Genomic DNA, 24,223 nt, shown 5'->3' on the forward strand with positions numbered 1-24,223 from the left:
ACGCTGGGCCTGTTCTTCACCTTGTTCCTGCTGTTTGCCAAGTTCTTCCCCGTCATCAACATGGCCGAGGTGAAGTCCGTGCTCAAGTACACCGTGGACAATGGCCCCACGTACCGGAGGCTTGCGGAGACGCCCGCGCCCCAGGTAACTGAACCCCTTGCTTAACCAGCCCTACCGCTATGTTCGTTGATCTGCTGTTCGCGGGATTAAGCATTTTTCTACTAGTACCACTCGTGACGGGGTACTGCGCCTATAGCTACGGCCGCTTGTTCTGGCTGTGGTTTGCGCTGGGGTTGTTACTACCTGGCGTGTCCTTTGTTCTGTTAACATTGTTGCTTTACCGCAAGGAGATGCAGCCGGGCGAGCGGCTACTGGCCGAAGCCCGGGAAATTCTGGCCTCGGCTGAAGCAGAGGAACGCCGACTATGGCGGGAACTGATGAAGCACGCTCTTTCTACTCCTGCACATCGTCATATTGCTAACTGAACTCAGCCTAACAAACAAAACCACCCGGCTCCAATAGGAACCGGGCGGTTTTGCAGGTAGTCAGACAAGCGAGGTTACTCGCCCTTCTCCTTTACCTTCTGGCTGTTCTCGTCGTTCTTTTCCTTGCGCTTTTTCTTGCCGTCTTCGCCTTTGGTTTTGCTTTTGGCTTTCTTGACGGTAGTAGCGGGGTCGGCAGTGGCGGGGGCAGGAGCCGGAGTAGCGGCGGGGGCCGGTGCGGCCGAAGCTACAGGATTACCCTCCAGATCCAGCTCCACTACTTCGTAGCCCAGCTCACTGAGGCCGGGGAAGGCTTTGGCCCGGTCGCCTACCACCACAATGTACATGTTGTCGGTGGGCAGGTATTTCTGGGCCAGGGCCTGCACATCTTCCTTCTTCAGGTTGCGCAGGATGTCGCTCTGCTGCTGCACGTAGCCTTTGTCGAGGTCGTACTCCACGATGCGGCCCAGGAAAGCGGCTTTCTGACGGCCGGTTTCGTAGCGCAGGGCGTCGCTCTGCCCGATGGAAGCCTGCACAAACTGCAGTTCGTCATCCGAGATGCCGTTGCGGTAGTTCTGCAGCTCTTTCATAAACTCCTTTACCGAGGCAGCGGTGGCATCGGCGCGCACGCCGGCCTGGGCCGTGAACGGTCCTGCGTACTTGCTACCTCGGAAGCCCGAGCGGGCGCCGTAGGTGTAGCCTTTGTCTTCGCGCAGGTTCAGGTTGATGCGCGAGTTGAAGGCGCCCCCCAGCAGGTAGTTAGCCAGGCCGGCGCGGTAGTACTCGCCGGTAGCATCGTAGGGCATGCCCAGGTAGCCAATGCGGATTTCCGATTGCGCGGCGCCGTCCTTGTTCACGAAGTAAACGCGGGTTTTCTCCGTAGGCATGGCAGCCGTAGCGGGAGCGGGTAGAGCCACATCCTTCTTGGCCCAGGTTTGCAGGAACTTGAGCTTGGGCAGCAGCTGGGCCTCCGCCACGTCGCCCACTACCACCAGGTTGGAGATATTAGGCGCGTAGTTCTGCTGATAGAACTGCTTTACATCATCCAGCGTGAGGGTTTGCACCGAAGCAGTAGAGCCGATGGCCGGCACACGCATAATGTCGCCGGAAGGGTAAATCAGGCGGGCAAACGTGTTGTTGGCAATGGCCACGGGCTGCACGTTCTGGCTGGCAATGTTTTCCAAGGTCTGCTTTTTCACCCGGGCAAAGTCCTGGGCGTCGAAGCGGGGGCGCAGCAGGCTTTCTTCCAGCAAAGCCAGCGTAGCATCCAGGTTCTTGGTGAGCGACTCCACGTAGATGGTCGTGTTGTCTTCACCGGCTACCACGTCAATGGAGCTGCCCAGCTTTTCCAGCGCGGCGCTGAACTGCTCGGGCGTATATTTCTGCGTGCCTTCGCTTAGCATAGCGGCGGTGAGGGCGGCGAGGCCGGCTTTACCGGGAGTCTGCTGGGCCAGGCGGTGGCCGCCGGGAATGGTGAGCTGCATCGTCACCTTCGGAATTTCGGCGTTGCGGGAGCCGATTACCTTCAGGCCGTTGGGCATCGTCTGCTGCCAGAAGGCGGGCACCTGCACCACGGGGTTGGTGCCGGATTTGGGCTGCTGCTTGCGGTCGAAGTTGTCGGTAGCCTTCTTGTAGGTCAGGCCCGCGTACTCATCCTTGGGCATGGTGAAGCCCTCTTTGGACACGGTGTAGTTGTCGGCGCGGGCCACGAGGTTTTTGCCACCCTTGGGCACCACACTCAGAATCACGGCTTTCTTGCCTTTGATGTATTGGTTGTACACGCGCAGCACATCGGCTTTGGTGAGGGCACGCAGCTCTTTCAAGTCCTGGGTGATGCGGTTGGGCGAGCCGGTAAACGTCTGGGCCGAAGCCAGCTCCGACACCTTGCCGCTCACGCTGGCAAGCCCGTCGATGGTCTGGGCTTCGCGGGTGGCTTTAAAGCGCTGCAGGTCCTCATCGGTTACGCCGCGCTTCTCAAACTCGGCCAACGACTTGCGCACCACCATTTCCAGGCTGTCGAGGCCTTTGCCAGGGAAGCCTACCGCGGTGAAGGTGAACTCGCCGGCCAGCTCGGCCGTGGGGTGCCCCGCGTTGGCCTGAATGGCTTTCTGGTTTTTCACCAGGTTTTTGTAGAGCAGGGAGTTGTTGCCGCCGCCTAGGATTTCGGCCAGCGCATCGAGGGCTGGCTCATCGGGATGGTAGCGGGGCACGGTGGGCAGCACCATGCGCAGCATCGGGAAGCGCACGTTGTCTTCGTAGCTCACGTAGCGGTCCTGGGTGAGCTTGGGCGCGGGCAGCTTCATGTTCTGCACGGCCGGCCCCCGGTTGATGGAGCCGAAGTACTTCTCAGCCAGCCTCACCACGTCGGCGGGCTTCACGTCGCCGCCCACCGTCAGGGTAGCGTTGTTGGGGCCGTACCAGCGCAGGAAGAAGTTCTTGAGGTCGTTTACGTCGGAGCGGTCCAGGTCTTCGAGGTAGCCAATGGTCATCCAGCTGTAAGGGTGCCCGTAGGGGTACAGGTTCTTCGACACCATCTCGCCGGCCAGGCCGTAGGGGCGGTTGTCGTAGTTCTGGCCCCGCTCGTTTTTCACGGTGGAGCGCTGGTTTTCAAACTTGGGCTGCGTTACGGCGTCCAGCAGAAAGCCCATGCGGTCGGCTTCCAGCCACAGGGCCGTTTCCAACTGGTTGTTGGGCAGCGTCTCGAAATAGTTGGTCCGGTCGCGGTTGGTGGAGCCGTTGAGCGTGCCGCCGGCGGCCGACACCAGCTTGAAGTGCTGCTCGTCGCCCACGTTGTCGGAACCCTGGAACATCATGTGCTCGAAGAAGTGGGCAAAGCCCGACTTGCCGATGGTTTCGCGGGCCGAGCCCACGTGGTAGGTCACGTCCACGTGCACGATGGGGTCGGAGTGGTCTTCGTGCACCACCAGCGTGAGGCCGTTGGGCAGCACGTACTTCTCGTAGGGAATTACGACCTCGCCGGGCTTGGCGGTTACTTTTTCGACCAGGCGCGTACCGCCGGTGGCTTTGGTGGTAGTGGCTTTAGCAGCCGTTTTCTGCTGCGCCTGCGCGGCCGGCAGTGCCAGCACCACGCTCAGCCCCAGCAGGCCTAACTGTTTTAACTTCATAGGAAACAACGAGAGGAAAGAAAATGATGGGGTGAATGTAAGCAGAACAGACACACCGTGCGCGTCAAGGTTGGCTCCGCCCCGTGCATTCCCATAATTTTCCCGGGCCTTGGCTGCCATTTTTGCACTGAACCCGGTTATCCTGTCGGGCTTTGTGGCAGGGCGCGCCGGGCTTTGCCCTTGAACAAGCCTGGTAGCAGCGCGTTTCTTCACCCCGAACACAGAATTTCAGGTCTTTCTTTCTTGCGGGCCGACGTAGCTCTCAGCCGGCACACTCCTTGATAACGCGGCCCTGGCCCTTACGCCCCTTTCCTGCATGAGCAACCTTTCCACCGCGTACATGGACCTGGCTTACCGCCCCGATCTGCGCATACTGTTTCTGCGCTGGATGCGGCAAACCACTTCGCAGGAGCTGCGGACGGCCTATAACGAGGTGCTGGAACTGGCCCGGCAGGAGCAGGCCGGCCGCTGGCTGATTGACCTGCGCCGCCGGGAGCTGGCCGCGCCGGCCGATTTTGCCTGGATTGTGCGCGATGTGCGGGCCCAGCTGGCCCAGGATGTGACTGAGGCGGGTCGCCGTATTGCCTACCTTGTCACGCCCAACAACGCCCCTACCATCCAGAGCCGCCTCACGGAGCTGGAACTCACCACGCCTGATGCCGTGCGCGAGGCGGTGGCGTTTCGCATCTTCACTGAGGAGCATACCGCTTTGGAATGGCTGCAGGAAACAGAGTAAAGCCACGCATCCATAATAATAGAACGCCCCGCTGGAGCAATTCCGGCGGGGCGCTTTATTGGGTTGGCAGTGTACGCTTAAGTCCGGGGAATGACTACCGTGGGCGTGTCGTAACCAGGGGCATCCGCAGGCTGCACCGCGACCTTTGTACCACTGTCATCGTCCTGCACCCACAGCGTGAGCAAGCCGGCCAGGATCATGGATCCACCGCCCAGCGCCAGGGTATTAAGGGTGTTGCCGTGGAAGAAGTGCATGGTGCAGTACCCAAGAATGGTAGCGGCTACAATCTGGGGAATCACAATGAAGAAGTTGAACACGCCCATGTAGTACCCCATTTTATTGGCGGGCAGGGAGCCAGCCAGAATAGCGTAAGGCATGGAGAGGATGCTGGCCCAGGCCACGCCTACCATGGCCATGGAAACCATTATCAGGTCGGGATTCTGAATAAACTTCAACGATAACAGCCCCACCCCGCCCGTGAGCAGGCACAGCATATGCGTGCGGCGGCGGCTGGTGCGCATGGCAATCAGCGGAATAATGAAGGCAAAGATGGCCGCCACGCCGTTGCGCACCGACGAAGCCAGGCTCAGCCAGTCGGCGCCGTCGTTGTATTGCTGCTTTACCCGGTTCAGATCTGCCGCGTCGGCGCCCGTAGGCTTGGCACTGTCGAGGTAGTAGTTGGCCAGGTTCAGGGTCAAGGTTTTGTCGCTGTTTCCAGCCTGAAACTGATTGATTTCATCGATGTCTTTCTGCAGCGAAGCCAGCGTTTTGCTCTTTTTCGCGTCCTTTTCCTGTTGCGCAGTCGTGCTGATGTAGGAGCTTATACGCTGATACAGCGGCGTGCTGACCCGCATATTGTAGATGTTGCTTGTAACGGCATTGGTGGCATAAATCCACATAGAGAACAGCGCAAACCACGTAAAGAACTGCACCAGTGCGAGCTGGCGCATGGCCACCGGCATGCGGAAGATGCCCATAAAGGATTCCTTCATGCCGTCCCAGATGCCGGCCTTGGCGTTTTCCTTGCGGAATTCCTCCATGTCTTCCGGGGGAAATTCCTTGGTGGTGAACACCGTATACATTACCGCGGCCAGAAAGGCCAGCGCCCCCACGTAAAATGACCACTTCACCGAAGGCGGAATCTCGCCATTAGCCGCCGTATTGCTCAGGTGAAACCAGTTGGTGAACACCCAGGGCAGCAAGGCGGCAATAACCGAACCTACCCCGATAAAGAAGCTCTGCATGGCAAAGCCGCTCGTACGCTGCTCGCTCGACAACTTGTCGCCCACGAACGCCCGGAACGGTTCCATGGAGATATTAATGCTGGCGTCCAGAATCCAGAGCATACCACCAGCCATCCACAGCGCCGAGGAATTTGGCATCACAAACAGCGCCAGCGTAGCCAGGATAGCCCCAATAAAGAAGTAGGGCCGCCGCCGTCCCCAGAAAGGGTGCCAGGTGCGGTCGGAGAAATAGCCGATGATAGGCTGCACCAGCAGGCCGGTGAGCGGAGCGGCAATCCACAGAATCGGAATATCGTCCTTGTTGGCGCCCAGCGTTTCAAAAATCCGGCTGACGTTGGAGTTTTGCAGCTCGAAGCCAAACTGGATGCCGAGGAAGCCGAAGCTCATGTTCCAGATTTGCCAGAAGCTCAGCCGGGGTTTTTCGCGGGTGCTGGCGGGCACAACGGTAGTTGCCATTCGCGGGGGGAGTGGGAGTGAAAGGGAATTTCAGGAGAAGCTTGATGGCCGGCTACTTGCGCGGCTGGATTTCGAAGACGAAGGCGCTGAGGGGAGGCAGCGTGAGCGAGAGGCTGTTCACGGCCGGGCTGCCGTTGAGCAGGTCGGCGTAGGCGTATACGCGGTCGGGGTCGAGGCTCATGGCCTTCATGGCATCCACCGGAATGCGGATGGTGGGGTGCAGGGTTTTGTCGCGGGAGAAGTTGACGACGATGAGCAGCTTCTGCTTGTCGGTGTAGCGCAGGTAGCTGTACACCTGTTTTTGGTCGTACTCGCGGCCCAGGTTGTTGGCATCTTGCAATTCGTAGAACTTGCCGCGCCGGATGGCCTCGGAAGAGCCGGCCAGGTTGAGCAGGCGGCTATAAAACTCGCGCAGCTGCTGCTGGCCGCCGTCGAGCTTACCGCCGTCGAACTTGCCGCCGTTCATCCAGCGCTGGTGGAAAGGCACGCCCCAATAGTCGAAGATGGTGGTGCGGCCATCTTCGCCGGAGAAGCCCTCGGTCCCGTGGGCCGGCTCACCCACTTCCTGCCCGAAGTACACCATCACCGGCCCCGAGGCCAGCGTGGCCGACACCGTCATGGCCGGAATGGCCGCGCGCGGGTCGCCGGCAAAGTCCTTGGAAGCAATGCGCTGCTCATCGTGGTTTTCGAGAAAGCGCAACATATGGGAGCTGAAGCCGCGGCTTTCCTCGCGCCATACCTTGCTGATGTCCTCGGTGTTGCCTTCGCCCCGCATCAGGCGGCGCAGGCCGTCGTAGAGCCCTACCTTGTCGTAGAGGTAGTCGAAGCGGCCCTGCTCGATGTAGGTTTTGTAGGCCTTGGGGTTGTAAATCTCGGCAATGAAAAGGATGTCGGGGTTCACCTTTTTCACCTCCGGAATGACGTAGGCCCAGAATTCCACGGGCACCATTTCGGCCATGTCGCAGCGGAAGGCATCCACGTCTTTCCTGGCCCAGAACACCAGGATGTCGCGCATTTTCACCCACGTATCCGGAATGGGCTCAAAGTGCAGCTGGCGGTGGTTCTGGTAGTCGACGCCGTAGTTGAGCTTCACCGTTTCAAACCAGTCGTCGATGCTGGGCTGGGCCGAAAACACGTCGTTGCCGGTGGCCTTGGCGGGCGTTTCCGAGAACCTGCCGTCTTCCTTCGGGCCTTTTTCAGCGGCCAGCGGGTTGTTGCTTTTGGGCACCGTCAGGTTCTGGCCGGGCAGGTAGTAGAAGTTGTTGCCGGCCGCAAACGCCTTGCTTTTGTCGTCCCGCTCGCCCAGATCCACCACGCCCTGAGGCTTGGCATCCGACTTATAGGTGCGGGCCACGTGGTTCGGGATGAAGTCGATGATGACCTTCAGGCCGTTGGCGTGGGTACGCTTCACCAGCCCGTCGAACTCCAGCATGCGGTTTTTCACGTTCACCGCCAGGTCGGGGTTCACATCGTAGTAGTCCTTGATGGCGTAGGGCGAGCCGGCGCGGCCCTTCACTACGTCGGCATCATCCAGCGGAATACCCTGCTTGGTGTAGTCCGTCATGGTGGCGTGCTCCAGCACCCCGGTGTACCACACGTGGGTGGCGCCCAGTTGCTTGATGGCCTGCAGCGCCGTGCTGTTGATGTCGTTGAACTTGCCCACGCCATTCTCGCTGATGGTGCCGTAGGGCTTGTTGGTGGCCACCTTGTTGCCAAACAGGCGCGTCATCATCTGGTAGATGATGATCTTATTGTCCTGCGGTACTTCGTCGGTGGTGTTGGGGTCAGAGGCGGAAACAGTAGACACAGTACGGGCCGGATCGGCCGGAGAAACAGATTGAAAAGAGGCCAAGGCCAGCAGAATGCCGGCGGCCGGCAGAAACTTCTTCATAAGGTGGCCTAAGATAATCAGTTGTCAGGTGGGAGTTGTCGGTTGTTAGTTGTCCGCTGCTGGCCGCACTGACAACTAACAACGAATAACCGCTACCATTCCTGCGTGAGCGGGTGCAGCATCAGCTCATCAACGACCACGTGGGGCGGGGCTTCCAGCACGTAGCGCACGGCCTGGGCCACGTCGGCGGGGCGCAGGTGGGTGGTTTCGGCTTCGGCACTGCCGGGGCGGGAGTTGTTGAAGTAGGTATCGACCAGCCCCGGGTAGATGGTGCTGACTTTGACGCCGAACGGCCGCACCTCCTTGCGCAAAGAGCCCAGCAGGGCATCCTGAGCAAATTTGCTGGACCCATAGGCCGTGCCGTGCTCGAAGGTGCGGCGGGCCACGTCGGAGGTAATGCCCACGATGTGGCCGCGCTTCTGGGCCTTGAAGTGGGGCACGGCGGCCTTACAGAGCAGAAAGGTGCCCTTCACATTCACGTCAAACATCTGGTCCCAGTCGGCGGCCTCTATGTTTTCGAGCAGATTGAAGGAGCCCATGCCCGCGTTGCACACCAGGATATCGAGCCGGCCGAAGTGCTGCAGGGCAGCATCCACGGCCTGGCGGGCGTCGGCCTCACTGGTTACGTCGGCAGCCAGCGGCAGGATCTGCCCTGACTGGGCCACATCGTCCAGCTCCTCGGCCTGGCGGGCCAGGGCCACCACGCGCACGCCCTGCATGGCCAGCAGCAAGGTAATGGCCCGCCCGATTCCCCGGCTGGCCCCGGTCACAATAGCTACTTGGTCGGTCAGATCAGTCATGGTATCGAGCGGTTAGCGGGTGAAAGGAAAGAAGACGCGGCGGTGGCTGGCAGCGGGCCGGCCAACCGGTAGCGGCCCGCTGCTGATACCCTAACTCACCAGCTCCGTCACGGAGTTCCGGCCTACTTCCACGGCTTCGTCGTTCACGAACACCGTCAGCGGCTTGTCGGACTGAATCTGCACGCCGTCGCGGCCCGCGTGCACCTTCACTACGGCGCCCCGGAAGCGGATGCGGAAGCTGAAGCCCGTCCACTTGGCCGGCAGCATAGGCCGGAAGTGGAGTTGCCCGTCGCGCACGCGCATCCCGCCAAAGCCCTGCACTACGGCCATCCAGGTGCCGGCCATACTGGTGGTGTGGCAGCCGTCCTCGGTGTCGTTGTTGTAGTCGTCGAGGTCGAGGCGGGCGGTGCGCAGGTACATTTCGTAGGCCTTTTCCTCCATGCCCAGGCGGGCGGCCAGCACGGCGTGCACACACGGCGAAAGCGAAGATTCGTGCACGGTACGCGGCTCGTAGAACTCGAAGTTGCGGCGGATGGTGTCAATGTCGAACTGGTCTTCGAGCAGGAACATGCCCTGCAGCACATCGGCCTGCTTGATAAAGCAGGAGCGCAGAATCCGGTCCCAGCTCCACTTCTGGTTGAGGGGGCGCTCCGAGGCCGGCAGGTCCTTCACCAGAATCTGCTCCTTGTCCATGTAGCCTTCCTGCTGCAGCTTGATGCCGCGCTTGGGGTCTTCGGGCAGGAACATATTGCCGATGATAGCCCGCCAGGTGCCAAACTCCCGGGCTTCGTCTAGGCCCAGCTCCATGTCCAGCACGGCGTAGCGGGCCGGATTTTCGGCTTTAATTTTCTCCAGTACCTCCAAGGTGTAGTTCAGCGTCCAGAGGGCAATGGTGCTGGTGTACCAGTTATTATTGATGTTGTTTTCGTACTCGTTGGGGCCGGTTACGCCCAGCATCACGTACTGGCCTTTCTCCTCCGAGAAGTTCACGCGCTGGGCCCAGAACCGCGAAATGGCCACCAGCACATCCACGCCATAGTCGGCCAGGTAGCTTTCGTCGCCGGTGTAGCGCACGTAGTCGTAGATGGCGTGGGCAATGGCGCCGTTGCGGTGTACTTCCTCAAAGGTAATTTCCCACTCGTTGTGGCACTCCTCCCCGTTCATGGTCACCATGGGGTAGAGCGCGGCCCCATCCGTAAAGCCCAGCTTCTTGGCATTCTCAATGGCTTTGCCCAACTGCTTGTAGCGGTAGAGCAGCAGGTTGCGGCCCACCTGCGGGTCGGCGGTGGCCAGGTAGAAAGGCAGGCAGTAGGCCTCGGTGTCCCAGTAGGTGCTGCCGCCGTATTTCTCGCCCGTGAAGCCCTTGGGGCCGATGTTCAGGCGCGGGTCTTCGCCGGTGTAGGTCTGGTTGAGCTGGAAGATGTTGAAGCGGATAGCCTGCTGGGCGGCTGCGTCGCCTTCGATGATAATGTCACTCTCGGCCCACTTGGCGGCCCAGGCCGCAGCCTGTTCCTCAGCCAGCTGGTCGAAGCCCTTGGTGCGGGCCTGCTGCACGGCGCGGCGGCACACGTCTTCCAGGATGGCGCGGTCGTGGTTTTCGGAGGAAATATTGGCCGCGAACTTGGTCAGCACAGTTTCCTCCCCGTCCTGGATGCTGACGGTGAAGATGTGGGCCGTGTACTTCTCGCTTTCAATGGGAATAGTGCGGGGCGTAGTAGCCCGGCCGGCCTGCGTGAGCTGGAACGTCATGCCGGCGCACACATCGAAGCCGGTTTTGCGGGTGCGGGCCGTCACGAAGGCACCCTGGTCTTCGATGCTGCGGCTTACCTCTTCCCAGAACTTCTCGTCGTAGTTGGCATCCTGGTTTTTGACGTCGAAATCGATGTAGGGCGTGAGCGTGGCTTTGCCCGAAAAGCCCAGCGGCGTAATGGCGTAGCGAATGGCTCCTACCTCATCATCCACGATGCTGCAGAAGCGCTTGGCCTCAATGCGCAGCTTGTGGCCTTCTTCCAGCACCACGGTGCAGGTGCGCAGCAGGTACCCCTCGCGCATGTTCAGCTCGCGGCGGAAGTCTTCCACCGGCAGCTTGGCCAGGTCTATTTCCGTCCCGTCGATTTCCACCCCGATGCCAATCCAGTTGGCGGCGTTCAGCACCTTGGCAAAGTAATCGGGGTAGCCGTTTTTCCACCAGCCCACGCGGGTTTTATCGGGGTAGTACACGCCGGCCACGTAGCTGCCCTGCAGGGAGGGGCCGGAGTACTGCTCCTCGAAGTTGGCGCGCTGACCCATACGGCCGTTGCCGAGGGAAAAAATGCTTTCCGATACTTTGTTGAGGTGCGGGTCGAAGCCTTCTTCGATGATCCGCCACTCATCAACTTTCAGGTAATCTTTCATTATAGCAAGGGGAAGTAAGGGGAGAGTTTTCCAGGGAGGAGGCAGGGGCTGCTAGTGGCCTAATTGCTGCAGGCGGGCCACGGTCATATCGGTAAAGCCGGGAATCACGAAATCGGCTTCGGCTAAGATAGTTACATCCCCGACACCAATACAGCGCATGCCCCCATTGCGGGCAGCTTCGAGGCCGGCCACGGCATCCTCGAACACGACGCACTCGGCGGGGGTCACGCCCAGGGCCTCGGCCCCTTTCAGGAACACTTCGGGGTCGGGCTTGGCATTGGCCACGTCGGTACCATCCACGATGGCGTCGAAGAGAGGCAGCAGGTTTACTCGGTCGAGGATGAGGCGGGCGTTTTTGGAGGCGGAGCCGAGGGCAGTTTTCAGACCGGCGGCACGGCACTCTTCCAGGAAGCGGCGCACCCCAGGCAGCACGTCGGCCTCGGTCATGCGGTGCACGTCTTCCAGGTACGCTTCGTTTTTGCGCGTTGCCAGGGTCAGCTTCTCATCTTCCGGCAACGTTTGCTGGCCGATTTCGAGAATAATTTCCAAGGACCGCATGCGGCTTACACCCTTCAGCCGCTCGTTGTCGTGCTCCGTGAAATCGAAGCCGAGGCCGTGGGCCAGGGTTTTCCAGGCTTGGTAGTGAAACTTAGCAGTATCCACGATGACGCCATCAAGGTCGAAGATACAGGCTTGTATATTGGGCATGATTTAGGGGCTTGGGGGCTTGGGGGCTTGGGGGCTTGGTTTGATGCGGTAGAAAAAATTGTTTTCAGAACGTCAACCAAGTCCTTGAGTCCCCAATTCCCTGGTTACTTTTTCAACTCCACTACCCAGGCCGTGTGGGCCGGAATGCGGAAGCTGCTAAGGTTGGAAAGGGCAGTGCCGGTGGTAATTTCGGTGCCCGTGCTGAAGCCGCCGGTGCGCTCGGCGAAGCGGGTGCCATCCACGGTTTTTTCGTCCTTGCTGCCGTTGAGCATCACCATCACCGCCTCGCCCTGTTCGTTGTAGCGGAAGTAGGTATACACGCCATCCTGGGGAATGAACTGCATGAGCTTGCCGGTAGCCAGTACCGGGTGGGTTTTGCGGTACTGCGCCAGCTTGCTCACGTAGTTGAAGGCCTCGCCGGCCTGGCCGGTGCGGCCGGCCGCCGTGAAGTAGTTTTGCTTGTCGCCGGGCCAGCCGCCGGGAAAGTCCTCCCGCACTTTACCGTCGGGGTTCGAGAAGTTCTTCATCAGCACCTCGGTACCATAGTAGAGCTGGGGAATGCCGCGGGAAGTGAGCAGCCAGGCAATACCCATTTTGTAGCGGGCAAAGTCCTCCCCTATCACGGAGTAGAAGCGGCTCATGTCGTGGTTGTCGAGGAAGGTCACGTTGCGGGTGGCATCCTCGTACATCCAGTCGCCCTGCAAGGCTTCGTAGAGCCGGGTCATGTTGCCGTTGTCACCCCGCAGGGCGTCGTGAATGGCCCCCTGCGACTGGAAGTCAAACACCGATTCAAGGTTCGACTTAAACCCATCGACCGGCTGAAACACGTTGCGGGCAAAGAACGCCTGCTGGGCCGTGCTGCCTACCCAGGCTTCGCCAAACTTGAACAGCTGCGGAAACTCCTCGTTCAGAGCCTGCCCCCACTGCATCAGGAATTTAGGGTCGGAGTATGGGTACGTGTCGATGCGGTAGGCGTCGAGGCCGGTGTACTCCACCCACCACAGAAAGCTCTGAATCAGGTACGTAGCTACCAGCGGGTTGCTCTGGTTCACGTCGGGCATAGTGGTGTCAAACCAGCCTTTGTTGTACAGGTCCCGGTCGCGCTGAGAGCCGTAAGGGTCGTTGAGGGCCGAGGAATTGTAGTTGCTGCGCGTGAAGCCGGGCCACTGGTTAAACCAGTCCTTGGCGGGCTGATCAAGGAACAGGTAGTTCTTGGAGCCCATATGGTTGAGCACCACGTCGTGCACTACTTTCAGGCCGTTGCGGTGGGCATTGTCCACAAACTGCTTGTACTCCTCGGTGGTGCCGTAGCGGCGGTCCACGTTGTAGTAGTCGGTGAGGGCGTAGCCGTGGTAGCTAGCCTTGGGCATGTCGTTTTCCGTCACGGGCGTCATCCACACGGCCGTTGCACCCAGCTCCTTAAGGTAGTCGAAGTGGTTTTCCAGGCCCTTCAGGTCGCCGCCGTGGCGGGAGTACATCGAGTCGCGGGCGGCCTTGGGGGCGCGCATGCCCTGAACAAAGTCGTTTTTCGGGTCGCCGTTGGAGAAGCGGTCCGGCATCAGGAAGTAAATGAAGTCCTGCTGCGTAAGGCCCTGTACTTTGGTTTTGTCGCCGGGGGTGGTGCGCTGGCGCAGCTCGTACTCATACGCTACCTTCTTGGTGCCTTTAAACAACAGCTTCAGTTTGCCAGGCTTGGCCGAAGGGCTGATGGTGAGGTTAACGAGCAGGTAGTTCGGGCTTTCCAATTTCTGAAAGCTGTCCATCGTCACACCCTCGTACTTGGCCAGCTCCACCTGGCTGGCTGCAATGCCGGGACCATGCACCAGCAGCTGCAGCTTGGGGTTCTTCATGCCCACCCACCAGAACGTGGGGTCGATGCGCGTGATGGGAGCAGCTTTTTTCGCGGCGGCTTCTACTGGTAGCGGCGGGGAAGAAGCATGCACGACGACCGGGGTAGCGGCCAGTAAGCCCAGGCCAAGCGCCAGGGAGAACAAAGGGGAGGCTTTCATAAGGGGATTCCAGCGGTGGGATGAGTGGCAAGTTATCGGCTCAATTGCCAGTATCCAAAAACGCAACCGTAATTCCCGAAGGCTCAAAAACGGCGAAATTTCGCTTCAGAGGCCTAAAACCGTCATACCGAAACGCCCGCGCCACTTGCGGGGCGCGGGCGTTGGCCGGGGTTAAATCCTATTCGCTGAGAAATACTCTTTCGCTGGGAAAGTGAGGAGTTACTTTCCTTACCGTAGCGAATAGCCAACCTGGAATCTGCTACAGCTTAGCCAGCCAGAGCGAGGCGTTCAGGTGTAGGCGGGCGTGGCTTACGTTTTCGTTCCAGCCGTCGTACACGGTGTTGCCGGGCGAGCCAGTGCCATCATCAGCCGGAGAAGAGTCGCCGATGATAACTACGCGGCCGGTGCCGAAGGTGCTGGAAGCGGCCATGACGCTGCTGTTGCCCTTGGCTACACCCACGCGCCAGATCAGGCCTTGCACGGTGGAGTTGGCGGTGGGGTTCAGCGTCATGGTAGCGCCGTTGTGGAACGACAGCTGCGACACCGTGCCCAGGGCGCCGTTCATGATGGGGTGGGTACTGCTTACCAGGGTATTATTACTGTCTTCCACGATGTTATCGGAGTTTACCGCGAAGCCGAAGGGGTTGGCCTGCACCGAGTTGTTCTGCATCAGGTCGTTCCAGATCTGGGGCGAGTCCCAGCCGTCGCTGTTGCGGTCGGAGATGATGTGGTCGGAAATCATGAACAGGCCGCCCCCGTTCTGCACGTAGCGCAGAATAGCCGTTTTCTCGGCGGCCGTGAATACCACATTGGGCTCATCCACCACAAATACGCTGTACTTGCTCAGATCCTGGGTATTGCTGGCGTCGCCGTAGGTGATGCGGCCGCCGGCGGGCAGCTGCTCCACAGTGTGCCCGCGCTTGGCCAGAGCTACACCCCAGGCCGAAATGGCGCCCGTCCAGTAGGTTTCCGCGGTGGTGCTGGTGATGCCGCTCTGAGCCGGCGTAGGAATGGCCGAAGCCACCCCGCTGTTCACGTCCAGTACCCAGTCGGCGTTGCCGGCCAGTTCCCCGTGCGAACCATCGAACAGGAACTTCTTGGCTGTACCGGTGGGAGGCGGAGTAGTGCCGCCCCCATACTGCTCAATGGTCACGTTGTCGAGGTTGATGCGGTTGGTGCCGCCCGAGATTTTGCGGATCTGCAGGCGCACGTTGCCCGTGAGGTTAGCCGTGAAAGAAGCCGTGCTGAGGCTGGTGCTGAGGCTGGTGATGGTGCTGCCTACCTTGGCGTAGGAGGAGCCGCTGTTGGTGCTGGCCCACAGCTCCCACTGCGAGCTGCCATCGGTACCATACACAGCGTGCTGCACCGTGACCACGCCCGCGCCGGTGGTAGTGTTGAAGTTCATGCTCAGGGAGCCGGTATTGCGCACCCGCACCGACTGCGCGCCGGTTTTGGGGTCGGCGGTAGTATTGCCGAGCAGAGCGTCGTTCAGCGTCCAGGAGCCCGAGCCGAGCGTGACGGAGCCGGTGGTGTAGGCGGTTTTGGTGCCGCTGTCGAAGGTTTCCGGGAAGCCGGCGGCGCTGACGTTTTGGGGAGTAGCGGTGGCTACCGGTGCCTGGGGTGCGGGGTCCTGAATGGACGTGCAGGCGAAGGCCACGCCGAGCAGGCTGGCCGTGAGCAAACGGGCAATGTACATGAGAGAGAGGATTGGGGTGATGGAAGGAAGAGAGTAGGCAGAGCCGGTGGGGCGGAACCAGCTGATGCTATATGGCAATAGTATGGTATTGTTATAAAAAACCAAGGAAGCCATAGCAGCGTAGGCCTTTCCAGCGTACAGAAACGCCGCGTATCCCATCGAAATGCCGCTCACGCTATAGCTTGTCCCCGGAATTTTGCACCTTCCCGACTGCTTCGAGCTTTACGCTTTTCCTGCTTTTTTCCTTCTAACCCTCTGATGGCTTTCAATTTCTCCTTCTACCAGCCTGCGGCCGAGTATAGCACCGCTGCGGCCTATTTTTCCATGGAATTTGCGCTTGATCAGGCGCTGAAAACCTACTCCGGCGGCCTGGGCTTCCTGGCCGGCTCCCACATGCGCTCAGCCTACGAGCTGCGCCAGAACCTGGTGGGCATTGCCATTCTGTGGTCGGATGGCTACTACGACCAGACGCGCAACGAAGACCAGACCATGCGCGTGGACTACCGCCACAAATCCTACTCTTTTCTGCAGGATACGGGCCTAGTGTTTCCCATCACCATTCACGGAGCGCAAGTACAGGTAAAGGCCCTGTACCTGGCACCGGAGGTGTTTGGTACGGCGCCCATGTTCTTCCTGAGCACCGACATTCCCGAAAACGACTACATCTCTCGAACCATCACCCACCACCTCTACGATGCCGATACGGCCGCCCGGGTGGCGCAGAGCATGGTGCTGGGCATCGGGGGCGGCAAGCTGCTCGATTTGCTCGGCCACCAAATAGATGTGTACCACCTCAACGAGGGCCACGGTTTGCCGCTGGCCTTCTATCTCTACGAAAAGCATGGCCGCCAGCTAGCCGAGGTGCAGAAGCGGCTGGTGTTCACCACCCACACGCCCGAGCTGGCCGGCAACGAGGAGCACCCGATGAAGCTGCTCGAGGAAATGACGTTCTTCGGCGGTATTGCGGCCGATGAGGTGCGCCAGCTGGTGGGCCTGGAAAACGACCAGCTGAACTACACGCTGGCAGCTCTGCGGATGTCGCGCATTGCCAACGGCGTATCGAAGGTGCACGGCGTGGTAGCCAACCAGATGTGGAGCTCCAACGCCGGCATCTGCCCCATCATCCACATCACCAACTCCCAGAACGGCACGTACTGGCGCGACGCCCAGCTGCACCAGGCTCTGGAGAACAACGACGATGCGGCCTTGCGCCAGCGCAAGCTGGAGCTGAAAAAGCAGCTGTTCGACATCGTGGCCGACCAGACCGGCAACATCTTCGACCCCAACGTGCTGACTATCGTGTGGGCCCGGCGCTTTGCCGGCTACAAGCGCGCCGACCTTATTCTGCGCCATTTCGAGCGGTTTGTGCGCCTCATCAGCAATACGGAGCGGCCCGTACAGGTTATCTGGGCCGGCAAGCCCTACCCCAAGGACTACGGCGCCATTGGTACCTTCAACGACATCATTCAGAAAACCAAGCCGTTTAAGAACTGCGCCGTCCTCACAGGCTACGAGCTGGGCTTGTCGGCGGCGCTGAAAAAGGGCTCCGACATCTGGCTGAACACGCCCCGCTTCCCACGCGAGGCCTCGGGCACCAGCGGCATGACGGCGGCCATGAACGGCTGCGTGAGTTTGAGCATTGCCGATGGCTGGATTCCGGAGTTTGTGCGCGAAGGCGAAAACGGCTTCCTCATTCCGCTGGCCAATATCAACGAGCCTGAGCCCGTGAAGGACGACCTCGAAGCTACCGGCATCCTGGACGTGCTGGAGCAGGAAATCCTGCCGCTGTACTACAACCAGCCCGGCCGTTTCCTGGAAATTCAGAAAACCGCCATGCGCGAAGTAGAGCCCGAGTTTGAGTCGGGCCGCATGGCGCGGGAGTACTACGAGAAGATGTACAACGCGTAGCGCACTGCCTTTTAAACACAAGCGGCCCCCACCAGCAGAATGGTTGGGGCCGCTTTTGGTTTAGGCTGATACGAGCTTCCGGCTTTTCTTTTTCGTCTTGTTGCGGCGCCCCCACCACACGATGGTCCCCGTCACGGGCAGACTGGCCGAAATGAGGCTGGCCAGGAACGCCACAATCTTGCCGCCGAAGCCTAAAATCTGCCCTACGTGCAGGTCGTAGTTCATATCGGAGAACCTGGTGCCGGCGCTTTTGCGGGCGTGGAAACGCGACTCCAGCACCTGGCCCGACACCGGGTGGAAGGCGTATTCGTCGCGGTGGTAGTAGTGCAGGGCCTTTTTGTATGTCCAGCAAAACGTGGGGGCCTGGCCCGCGCCTGTGGGTCCAATGAGCACCATTTCGTTGGCGGGCGAAAGGCGGCGCACGGTGCGGTACACGATGTCGGGCAGGGGCTGAGTGGCTGTCGTCACGTTCTGCAGCGTGTCGAGCTTGGTTTCCATAAGCTCCTGCGGCGCTGGCTTGCCCCCGTCCACCACAAACACAATGGACTGAAGCAGGCCGGGGAAAATCATGAACAGCCCCGACAAAGCCAGCACCAGCGCAATGCTGGCCACGTAGAAGCCCAGCACGTTGTGCAGGTCGTAGTTGACGCGCCGCCACCGGGCACCCCACTTGATGGCAAAGCGCTGCTTGCGCTCCTGCTTGCGCTTGGGCCACCACAGTACCAGGCCCGACAGCAGCATCACCACAAAAACGGAAATGGAGCCGCCCACCACCCACTTGGCTACCGCCTCGGGCAGCAGCAGGTGCATGTGGATTTCCTGAATGATGGAAAAGAAGTGTGTGCGCAGATCCTGCTCGTACAGCACCTGCCCCGTGTAGGGGTTCAGGTACACAAGCAGCGGCGCCCCGGCTTTGTCAGTAAAGAACACCGTGGCCGAGCGGTCGGGCCCGAAGTACGTGGTCCAGCAGTCCTTGGCCGCTATGCCGGGGTGGCCGGCCAGGGCCGCAGCCTGCAGGCGCGAGGGCAGCACCGGCGCCGTCGCCTGCACGCTTACCTTACGCCAGGGCTCCGTCAGGTCCCGGATGTCGTCCTGAAAGGTGAAGATGGCCCCGGTAATGCTCACGATAAACACCACCAGCCCGGACGCCAGCCCGAGCCAGAGGTGCAGCTTGCCAACGGCTTTCTTGAATGGGGTCATGGCTAGAGACAGGAAAAAACTGTCATTCCGAGCAAAGCGAGTAAGTGGTTTTGCCTTTCGCAGGTCCGCCAGATTCTTCGCTTCGCTCGGAATGACAGTTCATAGCATTAGAACTTGTAGGCAATGCTCCCAATGACGCTGCGCAGCTTTTGCGCGTTCATGGTAGTGTAGCCCGTCCAGTAGTGCTGGCCGGTGAGGTTGTCTACCTTGGCCGACAGGCGGTACTTGGGCTGGTCGTAGAAGATGCTGGCGTTGAGCAACGTGTAGCTCGGCAAGGTAAACACGTTGGTGCTCGTGTTCAGCACGCGGTTTTCGCTGACGTAGTTTCCCCCAAAGCCCGCGCCCAGGCCGCGCAGCGCGCCCTCGGGCTGCCGGTAGCTTACCCACGCATTCGCCAGGTAGGGCGAAGAGGCTGTGTTGGGGCGGCGGCCGTTCACGTCTTCCGGCGAGTTCTCAAATTTCGAGTCGTTGTAGGAGAAGCCGCCAACTAGGTTCAGGCCGCTCACCGGATTGGCAATAACGCTGACTTCTACGCCCTTGCTGCGCTGGGTGGCATCCTGGGCATTGATGGCTTCAAACGTAGTAGGCGCGTAGCCCAGCAGCCGCAGCTGGTCCTGCACTTGAATGTTGTAGTAGCTCACCGTGGCGCTGAGGCGGCCGGCGGCGGCATCCAGCTTCACTCCACCCTCCCACTGGTTGGCGCGCTCCGGCCGGGCCAGCGGGCGGCTGCCGTCCTCGGCCAGGTAAATGCCCAGGTTGTTGAAGCTGTTCTGGTAGTTGGCAAATACGCTTACCCGGTCCTTCACCGGCTGATACACCACCCCGAGTTTCGGCGACCAGGTGGTTTGCGTGTAGGCCGCCACGGGCGAGTAGTACAATCCGCCTTTGTTGTTGACGTGGTCTACGCGCAGGGCGGCCAGCACGCTCAGCTGCTCCGTCAGGTTCAGCACGTCCGACACGAAGGCGCTGTAGGTGTTGGACTTGGTGGTAACCAGGTAGCGGCCACCACCGCCGCGGGCGTACACGGCGTTCATATTGGTTCCGTTGAACTGGTCCAGCACGGGCCGAGGCGAGGACAAGGCCACGGTATCGGCGTTGCCACCCAGGAAGTTGATATCTGAGTCGATGCGCAGGAAATCCAGGCCCAGCACTACGCGGTTGCGCAGGCTGCCCACCTGAAAGTCGCCGTTGAACAGCTGCTGCGCTTCCCACAGTTGCCGCTGGCTGTTGTCGGTCGATTGATCGGCCCGCACCAGGTAGTTGGCCGCTTCGGGCAGCTCGGGGTGGCGGAGGCGGAAGCCTGGGGTAGAGGGCGTCAGGTAGAAGTACGCCGAGTTGCCATCCGAGTAGCTGTTGCTGCTGGTCAGGTAGGTAGTGGCCGTGAAGCTGGGCGAAATCTTGTAGCGTACCTGCCCAAACAGGTTGGTACTGCGCGAATTCTGAATCAGGCCCGGCCCCTGGTACGACTGGCGGTAATCAAACGGCGACTGGTCAGCCCGGTCGAAGCCCAGCGTGGCCGCCGGAAAGTAGAAGAAGATAAACTGGTTGCCCGTGCCCCGGCCCTTGTAGATTTCCGCGTCGAGGTCGACGGTTAGCCGGTCCGAGGGACGCCACTGCAGGCTGGGTGCTACGGCCAGGTTCTTGTTGAAGCCCGTGTAGCCTTTATTCTGAAAGTTGTCTTCGTACGTGTACGCCGTGTTCAGGCGGAAGCCCAGCGTTTTGGGCTGATCGGCAGGGGTGTTCTGATCTACCAGGTTCACGTCGGCACTCACGCGGTGGAAGCCGTAGGAGCCGGCCGCCACGTTGACTTCGCCGCCGAAAATGTCGGTAGGCTTCTTGGTGACGCGGTTCAGCAGGCCACCGTACGAGGTCAGCGCCGAGCCAAACAGCGTAGCCGACGGGCCTTTGATAACTTCCAGCTTTTCCAGGTTTACCGCGTCAATGTTGCCGGTCACGTTGCCGGCCACACCGTTGCGCAGCTGGCTTTGCGTCACGAAGCCCCGCGCGGCGTAGAAGGCGCCGCCGTCGCCACCGCGGCCGGTGGCGTCCCACATTTTCTGCAGGCCCGGCGCGTTGCGGGTAGCATCATCCACCGAAAACACCAGCTGCTCGGTCAGCAGCTCCTTGCCCACGGTGGCGTACACCTGCGGATTTTCCAGGTTATCGAGCGGCATCTTGTTCACATCCACCGACTGCTTGCGGGTAAACTTGTTGGTGCGGTTGCCGCTCACTACTACTTCGCGCAGCTGCTGAGCACTCTCGGCCAGTACCACTTCAGGTACCCGGGTAGTTTCGCCGGCCCGTACTTCTACCGGCAGCCGCTTGGGCTCGTAGCCGACCAGCGAAATCACCAGTGTATAGCTGCCCGGCACCACGCTCCGCAGTACGTAAGCACCCTGAGCATCGGTGGCGGTGCCGCGGGTGGTACCTTCTAGCGCCACGTTTATTTGTTCGGCGGGCTGGGCATCAGCCGTGCGCACCGTACCCCGCAGGATGCCGTTGGTTTGAGCCAGCAGGGTGCCCGGCAGCAGCGCCGCCAGCAACAGGAGAAACAAAAAGAGGAAGCTCCCGCTGGAGCGACGAAGGTTGACAGTGAAGGTGTGGTTCATGCTGATTGGCGCAAATTCCGGCCGGACAATTACCCGGCGTTTGTTTAGAAATAATCTAAACTGCGCCAAAAGTACTAGCCGAAACTACACAACACAACCTTATTTAGAAATTATCTTAATAACTAAAGATACTATCTAGTTGCTTAGCACGCCTTCCAACACCGCCCACATATTGTCGGCCAGCAGCTTATGGCCGGCAGCATTGGGGTGCACGCCGTCGGACAGATTGAGGTGACGCTGCCCCAGCACGCCCTGCAACAGGAACGGCACGAACGGCAGGCTGTTCTTCTCGGCCAGCGCCCGGAACAGCGCTTTAAACTCGGTGGCGTACTGCCCGAACCGGTGCCCACCCAGCGGACCCAGATCAAACGGAAACTCCAGACCCACCAGCACAATGCGCGCCTGCGGATGTTTCTGCCGCACCTGGTTGATGATATCCTGCAGGTTCTGAACGGTTTCGCGGATGGGGATGCCGCGTAGGCCGTCGTTGGCGCCCAGGGCCAGCACAAACACCGCTACCTGGTGCCGGGCCAGCACGCCGGCTACGCGCTGGCGGCCGCCGGCGCTGGTTTCGCCGCTCACGCCGTAGTTGTAGGCTTTGTAGGGCAGGCCCAGGGCATCAATCCGGATTTGAAGCAGGGCCGGGAAGGCCTCGGCGGCCCGTAGCTGATAGCCGGCCGTGAGCGAGTCGCCAAAGAAAATGAGGTCAGCCATAAGCGAAGTACCCGGGGTTGACGGGCGTTTGGCAGCAAACGGCCAGCGGCGGGAACAGGTTAGCAGCCGGGTGGATTTTCGGGCAAGCGGCAACCATTTCGACGAATACCGGGTTAAAGCGCGGCAGCCAGGCAAGAATCATTCTCCGCTGGCTGTATCTTTGCCCGCTCAACCTTCAGCTAGTACCCATGCCCGTTACCAAAGCAACCGACGCGGATTTCCGCCAGCTGCTCGATTCGAACCAGAAAGTAGTAGTGAAATACTACGCCGACTGGTGCGGCAACTGCCGCCTGTTCTCGCCCAAATACAAGCGCCTTTCGGACGCCGAGCAGAACCAAAGCATTGCCTTTCTGGACGTGAATGCCGAAACCAGCCCCGAGGCCCGCAAACTGGCCGGCGTAAGCACGCTGCCCTTCTTCGCCATTTTCAAGGATGGCGAGCTGCTCGATACCGTATCGGCTAGCAAGGAAGAGGCCGTAGCCGACCTCATCAACCGCCTCAACTAAGCTGCCGATGAAGATTCCAGCCATCAAACACCTCGTAGAAACCCAGCCGCTGCAGGCGCTGGTAGCCGCCGAAGAAGCCATTCTGGAAGAGCAGACGCTCCCGTTTGCCGTGCCCGGCGAAGACGAAGGCGAGCAGCTCACGCACGTGCTGGCGGCCATTTTTATCCTGAACCACATGCAGGACCACCAGCTGGAGTTCAAGGAAGCCCTGCGCGAGTACACCAAAAAGGTGCGCGTTTCCATCAGCTAGCCAGCTGATTTTCCTGCGGGTTCCGCCTCCGCACACCACAACGCCCCGGCAACCACTACTGGCAGTCGGGGCGTTGTGTTTTTTAACAGGCCGGCTGAAAACGCGGGGTTTACAGCCGGGAAAAGTGCGCGGCAGCGGCCCGGATGCCTTCTTCCGTGCACAGGCCGCGCACGTAGTAGAGGTACACGCTGCGAAACACCTCTGACAGGTTGTAGCGGCTTGGCGGAAACACCACGGGGTTCAGAATCAGGTTCAGCTGCTCCAGAATGATTTTGGTTACCAGCTCAATGTTGATGTCGCCCCGGAGCTCCTTTTGCAGGATGCCCTCGTTCAGCAGGCCATGAATCTGGGGGTAGGAATAGGTGGTAAGGTGCTCCATCAGCATATCCCAGGTGGCCGGGTGCTGCTCCTGCACCTGCACATAGTACGTGCCGGGTACTTTCTGCATCTCCCCGATACCGTGCTGCAGGAGCATAAGAATGCGCTCCACGGGGCTGCTGGTCTGAGCAAACAAGGCCGCGTGTTCCTTTTTCTGGCGCTCCAGGTCGTAGCGGGCCACTTGCAGCACCAGGTCGTCCTTGTCGGCGAACATGCCCCGAAACGTGGCCGGGGAAATTTTCAGGTGCTGAATCAGGGCGTCCAGCGTCAGGCCACTAATGCCGTGTTGCAGAAACAGCTGCTGCGTTTCTTCCAGAATAGTTTGCTGCAGGGTAGAGGGAGGCATACGATACGGCCTAAGAATGCGAATACAGCCCGGCGCTAACCTTGCCGGGCCTGCAAGCTAGGCAATAGCCGCCCCGCAGGCTAGCTCAACAGGCCCAATCCGAAAAAGAAAAGCAGCTGCACCAGGTACACAAACGGCACCAACTCATTGCGTTTCAGAAACTGGCTGCGGTTGAAGAAGATCTGCAGAATGAAGGACACCGCCAGCCAGGCCTTGAAGTTTTGCAGGGGAATGACGTTGCCCATCCAACTCCAGAAATCAAACTGTACGGCCACGGGTTCGATACACACATCCATGCCCACCATCAGCACCGCGGCCACCACGGCCCGCAGGATATCGGGCAGGGGCAGGTAGCGGGCCAGCACTCCGGCCATGTACGTTAGCATCAGCCAGTTGAGCCCGATAACCAGCGGCACACCCAGCACCCCAAAGCCCAGCACGGGGCCGTACACGTAGTTTCCGAAGATGATTTTATTCTGCACGCCCAGCACCTCCACCCCGAAGCCTACCAGCATCGTCATGAAGCAGAAGGCGTAGAAGCCGGCGGAGCGCTCGGCCTGAAACGCCAGCAGCAGCGCCGCCGTGAGCAGCAGGTTCAGGGGCACGAAGCGCAGGTAGAAGTCGGGGTCCTGCGAAAAGCCCAGCCCGATAAAGCCCGTGACGTGAAACAGCAGAATGATGCCCTGGGCCACGCGCAGGCGCTGGCGGCTGCCGGGTGGCGTGGCCGGGGGTGCCGCCGGGGGTTTAAGCGTAGAGTCGGTCGTAGGCATG

19 protein-coding genes are annotated in these 24,223 nt (G+C 60.3%); 5 read left to right on the forward strand and 14 right to left on the reverse strand.

The features are described from left to right. Positions 1 to 179 precede the first annotated feature (179 nt). Positions 180 to 485 (forward strand): hypothetical protein, encoded by a 306-nt coding sequence (locus I5L79_RS22655; protein WP_196957379.1) that lies wholly within the window; start codon positions 180 to 182, stop codon positions 483 to 485. A 74-nt stretch (positions 486 to 559) separates the two neighbouring features. On the opposite strand, the gene I5L79_RS22660 is transcribed toward I5L79_RS22655, so the two are convergent. Then, complete coding sequence (locus I5L79_RS22660; protein ID WP_196957380.1) at positions 560 to 3,607, reverse strand: M16 family metallopeptidase; 3,048 nt, start codon at positions 3,605 to 3,607, stop codon at positions 560 to 562. 316 nt (positions 3,608 to 3,923) lie between these two features. Between I5L79_RS22660 and I5L79_RS22665 the strand changes: the two genes are divergently transcribed. Then, positions 3,924 to 4,343, forward strand: a complete 420-nt coding sequence (locus tag I5L79_RS22665) for an STAS/SEC14 domain-containing protein (protein WP_196957381.1) — start codon at positions 3,924 to 3,926, stop codon at positions 4,341 to 4,343. Between the two features lie 77 nt (positions 4,344 to 4,420). On the opposite strand, the gene I5L79_RS22670 is transcribed toward I5L79_RS22665, so the two are convergent. The 7 genes from I5L79_RS22670 to I5L79_RS22700 form a co-directional block, all read right to left on the reverse strand. Continuing rightward, positions 4,421 to 6,043, reverse strand: a complete 1,623-nt coding sequence (locus tag I5L79_RS22670; protein ID WP_231403276.1) for an MFS transporter — start codon at positions 6,041 to 6,043, stop codon at positions 4,421 to 4,423. A gap of 52 nt (positions 6,044 to 6,095) precedes the next feature. Continuing rightward, complete coding sequence (locus I5L79_RS22675) at positions 6,096 to 7,934, reverse strand: alpha-amylase family glycosyl hydrolase (protein ID WP_196957382.1); 1,839 nt, start codon at positions 7,932 to 7,934, stop codon at positions 6,096 to 6,098. 92 nt (positions 7,935 to 8,026) lie between these two features. Continuing rightward, positions 8,027 to 8,734, reverse strand: coding sequence for an SDR family oxidoreductase (locus I5L79_RS22680; RefSeq protein ID WP_196957383.1), 708 nt, complete (start codon positions 8,732 to 8,734; stop codon positions 8,027 to 8,029). Between the two features lie 90 nt (positions 8,735 to 8,824). Continuing rightward, entirely contained in the window at positions 8,825 to 11,128 is a 2,304-nt protein-coding gene (locus tag I5L79_RS22685) for a glycoside hydrolase family 65 protein (RefSeq protein ID WP_196957384.1), read from the reverse strand. Between the two features lie 51 nt (positions 11,129 to 11,179). Further along, entirely contained in the window at positions 11,180 to 11,836 is a 657-nt protein-coding gene (gene pgmB / locus I5L79_RS22690; RefSeq protein WP_196957385.1) for a beta-phosphoglucomutase, read from the reverse strand. 104 nt (positions 11,837 to 11,940) lie between these two features. Further along, positions 11,941 to 13,845, reverse strand: a complete 1,905-nt coding sequence (locus I5L79_RS22695) for a glycoside hydrolase family 13 protein (RefSeq protein ID WP_196957386.1) — start codon at positions 13,843 to 13,845, stop codon at positions 11,941 to 11,943. 259 nt (positions 13,846 to 14,104) lie between these two features. Further along, the gene (locus I5L79_RS22700) at positions 14,105 to 15,541 is read right to left on the reverse strand and encodes a hydrolase (RefSeq protein ID WP_196957387.1); all 1,437 of its coding nucleotides are present in this window, start codon (positions 15,539 to 15,541) and stop codon (positions 14,105 to 14,107) included. Positions 15,542 to 15,799: 258 nt separating this feature from the next. Here I5L79_RS22700 and glgP point away from each other — a divergent pair, with 258 nt between their 5' ends. After that, on the forward strand, positions 15,800 to 17,449 hold the full coding sequence (gene glgP, locus I5L79_RS22705) for an alpha-glucan family phosphorylase (protein ID WP_196957388.1): 1,650 nt from the start codon (positions 15,800 to 15,802) through the stop codon (positions 17,447 to 17,449). Positions 17,450 to 17,509: 60 nt separating this feature from the next. On the opposite strand, the gene I5L79_RS22710 is transcribed toward glgP, so the two are convergent. The 4 genes from I5L79_RS22710 to I5L79_RS22725 form a co-directional block, all read right to left on the reverse strand. After that, positions 17,510 to 18,649, reverse strand: a complete 1,140-nt coding sequence (locus I5L79_RS22710) for a PepSY-associated TM helix domain-containing protein (RefSeq protein WP_196957389.1) — start codon at positions 18,647 to 18,649, stop codon at positions 17,510 to 17,512. Positions 18,650 to 18,756: 107 nt separating this feature from the next. Beyond that, positions 18,757 to 21,258 carry a TonB-dependent receptor gene (locus I5L79_RS22715; RefSeq protein WP_196957390.1) on the reverse strand — a complete coding sequence of 834 codons (2,502 nt, stop codon included), beginning with the start codon at positions 21,256 to 21,258 and terminating at the stop codon, positions 18,757 to 18,759. Between the two features lie 135 nt (positions 21,259 to 21,393). Next, on the reverse strand, positions 21,394 to 21,972 hold the full coding sequence (locus I5L79_RS22720) for an arylesterase (protein WP_196957391.1): 579 nt from the start codon (positions 21,970 to 21,972) through the stop codon (positions 21,394 to 21,396). Next, on the reverse strand, positions 21,965 to 22,114 hold the full coding sequence (locus tag I5L79_RS22725; RefSeq protein WP_196957392.1) for a hypothetical protein: 150 nt from the start codon (positions 22,112 to 22,114) through the stop codon (positions 21,965 to 21,967). The genes I5L79_RS22720 and I5L79_RS22725 overlap by 8 nt, the downstream gene beginning before the upstream one ends. Positions 22,115 to 22,160: 46 nt before the next feature. On the opposite strand from I5L79_RS22725, the gene I5L79_RS22730 reads away from it, so the two are divergent. Both I5L79_RS22730 and I5L79_RS22735 read left to right on the forward strand, forming a co-directional pair. After that, entirely contained in the window at positions 22,161 to 22,478 is a 318-nt protein-coding gene (locus I5L79_RS22730; RefSeq protein WP_196957393.1) for a thioredoxin family protein, read from the forward strand. Between the two features lie 7 nt (positions 22,479 to 22,485). Next, positions 22,486 to 22,728, forward strand: coding sequence for a DUF6952 family protein (locus tag I5L79_RS22735; RefSeq protein ID WP_196957394.1), 243 nt, complete (start codon positions 22,486 to 22,488; stop codon positions 22,726 to 22,728). A 109-nt stretch (positions 22,729 to 22,837) separates the two neighbouring features. Here I5L79_RS22735 and I5L79_RS22740 read toward each other — a convergent pair whose 3' ends face one another. Both I5L79_RS22740 and I5L79_RS22745 read right to left on the reverse strand, forming a co-directional pair. Next, on the reverse strand, positions 22,838 to 23,452 hold the full coding sequence (locus I5L79_RS22740; protein ID WP_196957395.1) for a TetR/AcrR family transcriptional regulator: 615 nt from the start codon (positions 23,450 to 23,452) through the stop codon (positions 22,838 to 22,840). A gap of 80 nt (positions 23,453 to 23,532) precedes the next feature. Beyond that, on the reverse strand, positions 23,533 to 24,222 hold the full coding sequence (locus I5L79_RS22745) for a carotenoid biosynthesis protein (protein WP_196957396.1): 690 nt from the start codon (positions 24,220 to 24,222) through the stop codon (positions 23,533 to 23,535). Position 24,223: the final 1 nt, after the last annotated feature.

Source organism: Hymenobacter guriensis (genome assembly GCF_015773195.1).
GTDB classification, from domain to species: Bacteria; Bacteroidota; Bacteroidia; order Cytophagales; family Hymenobacteraceae; genus Hymenobacter; species Hymenobacter guriensis.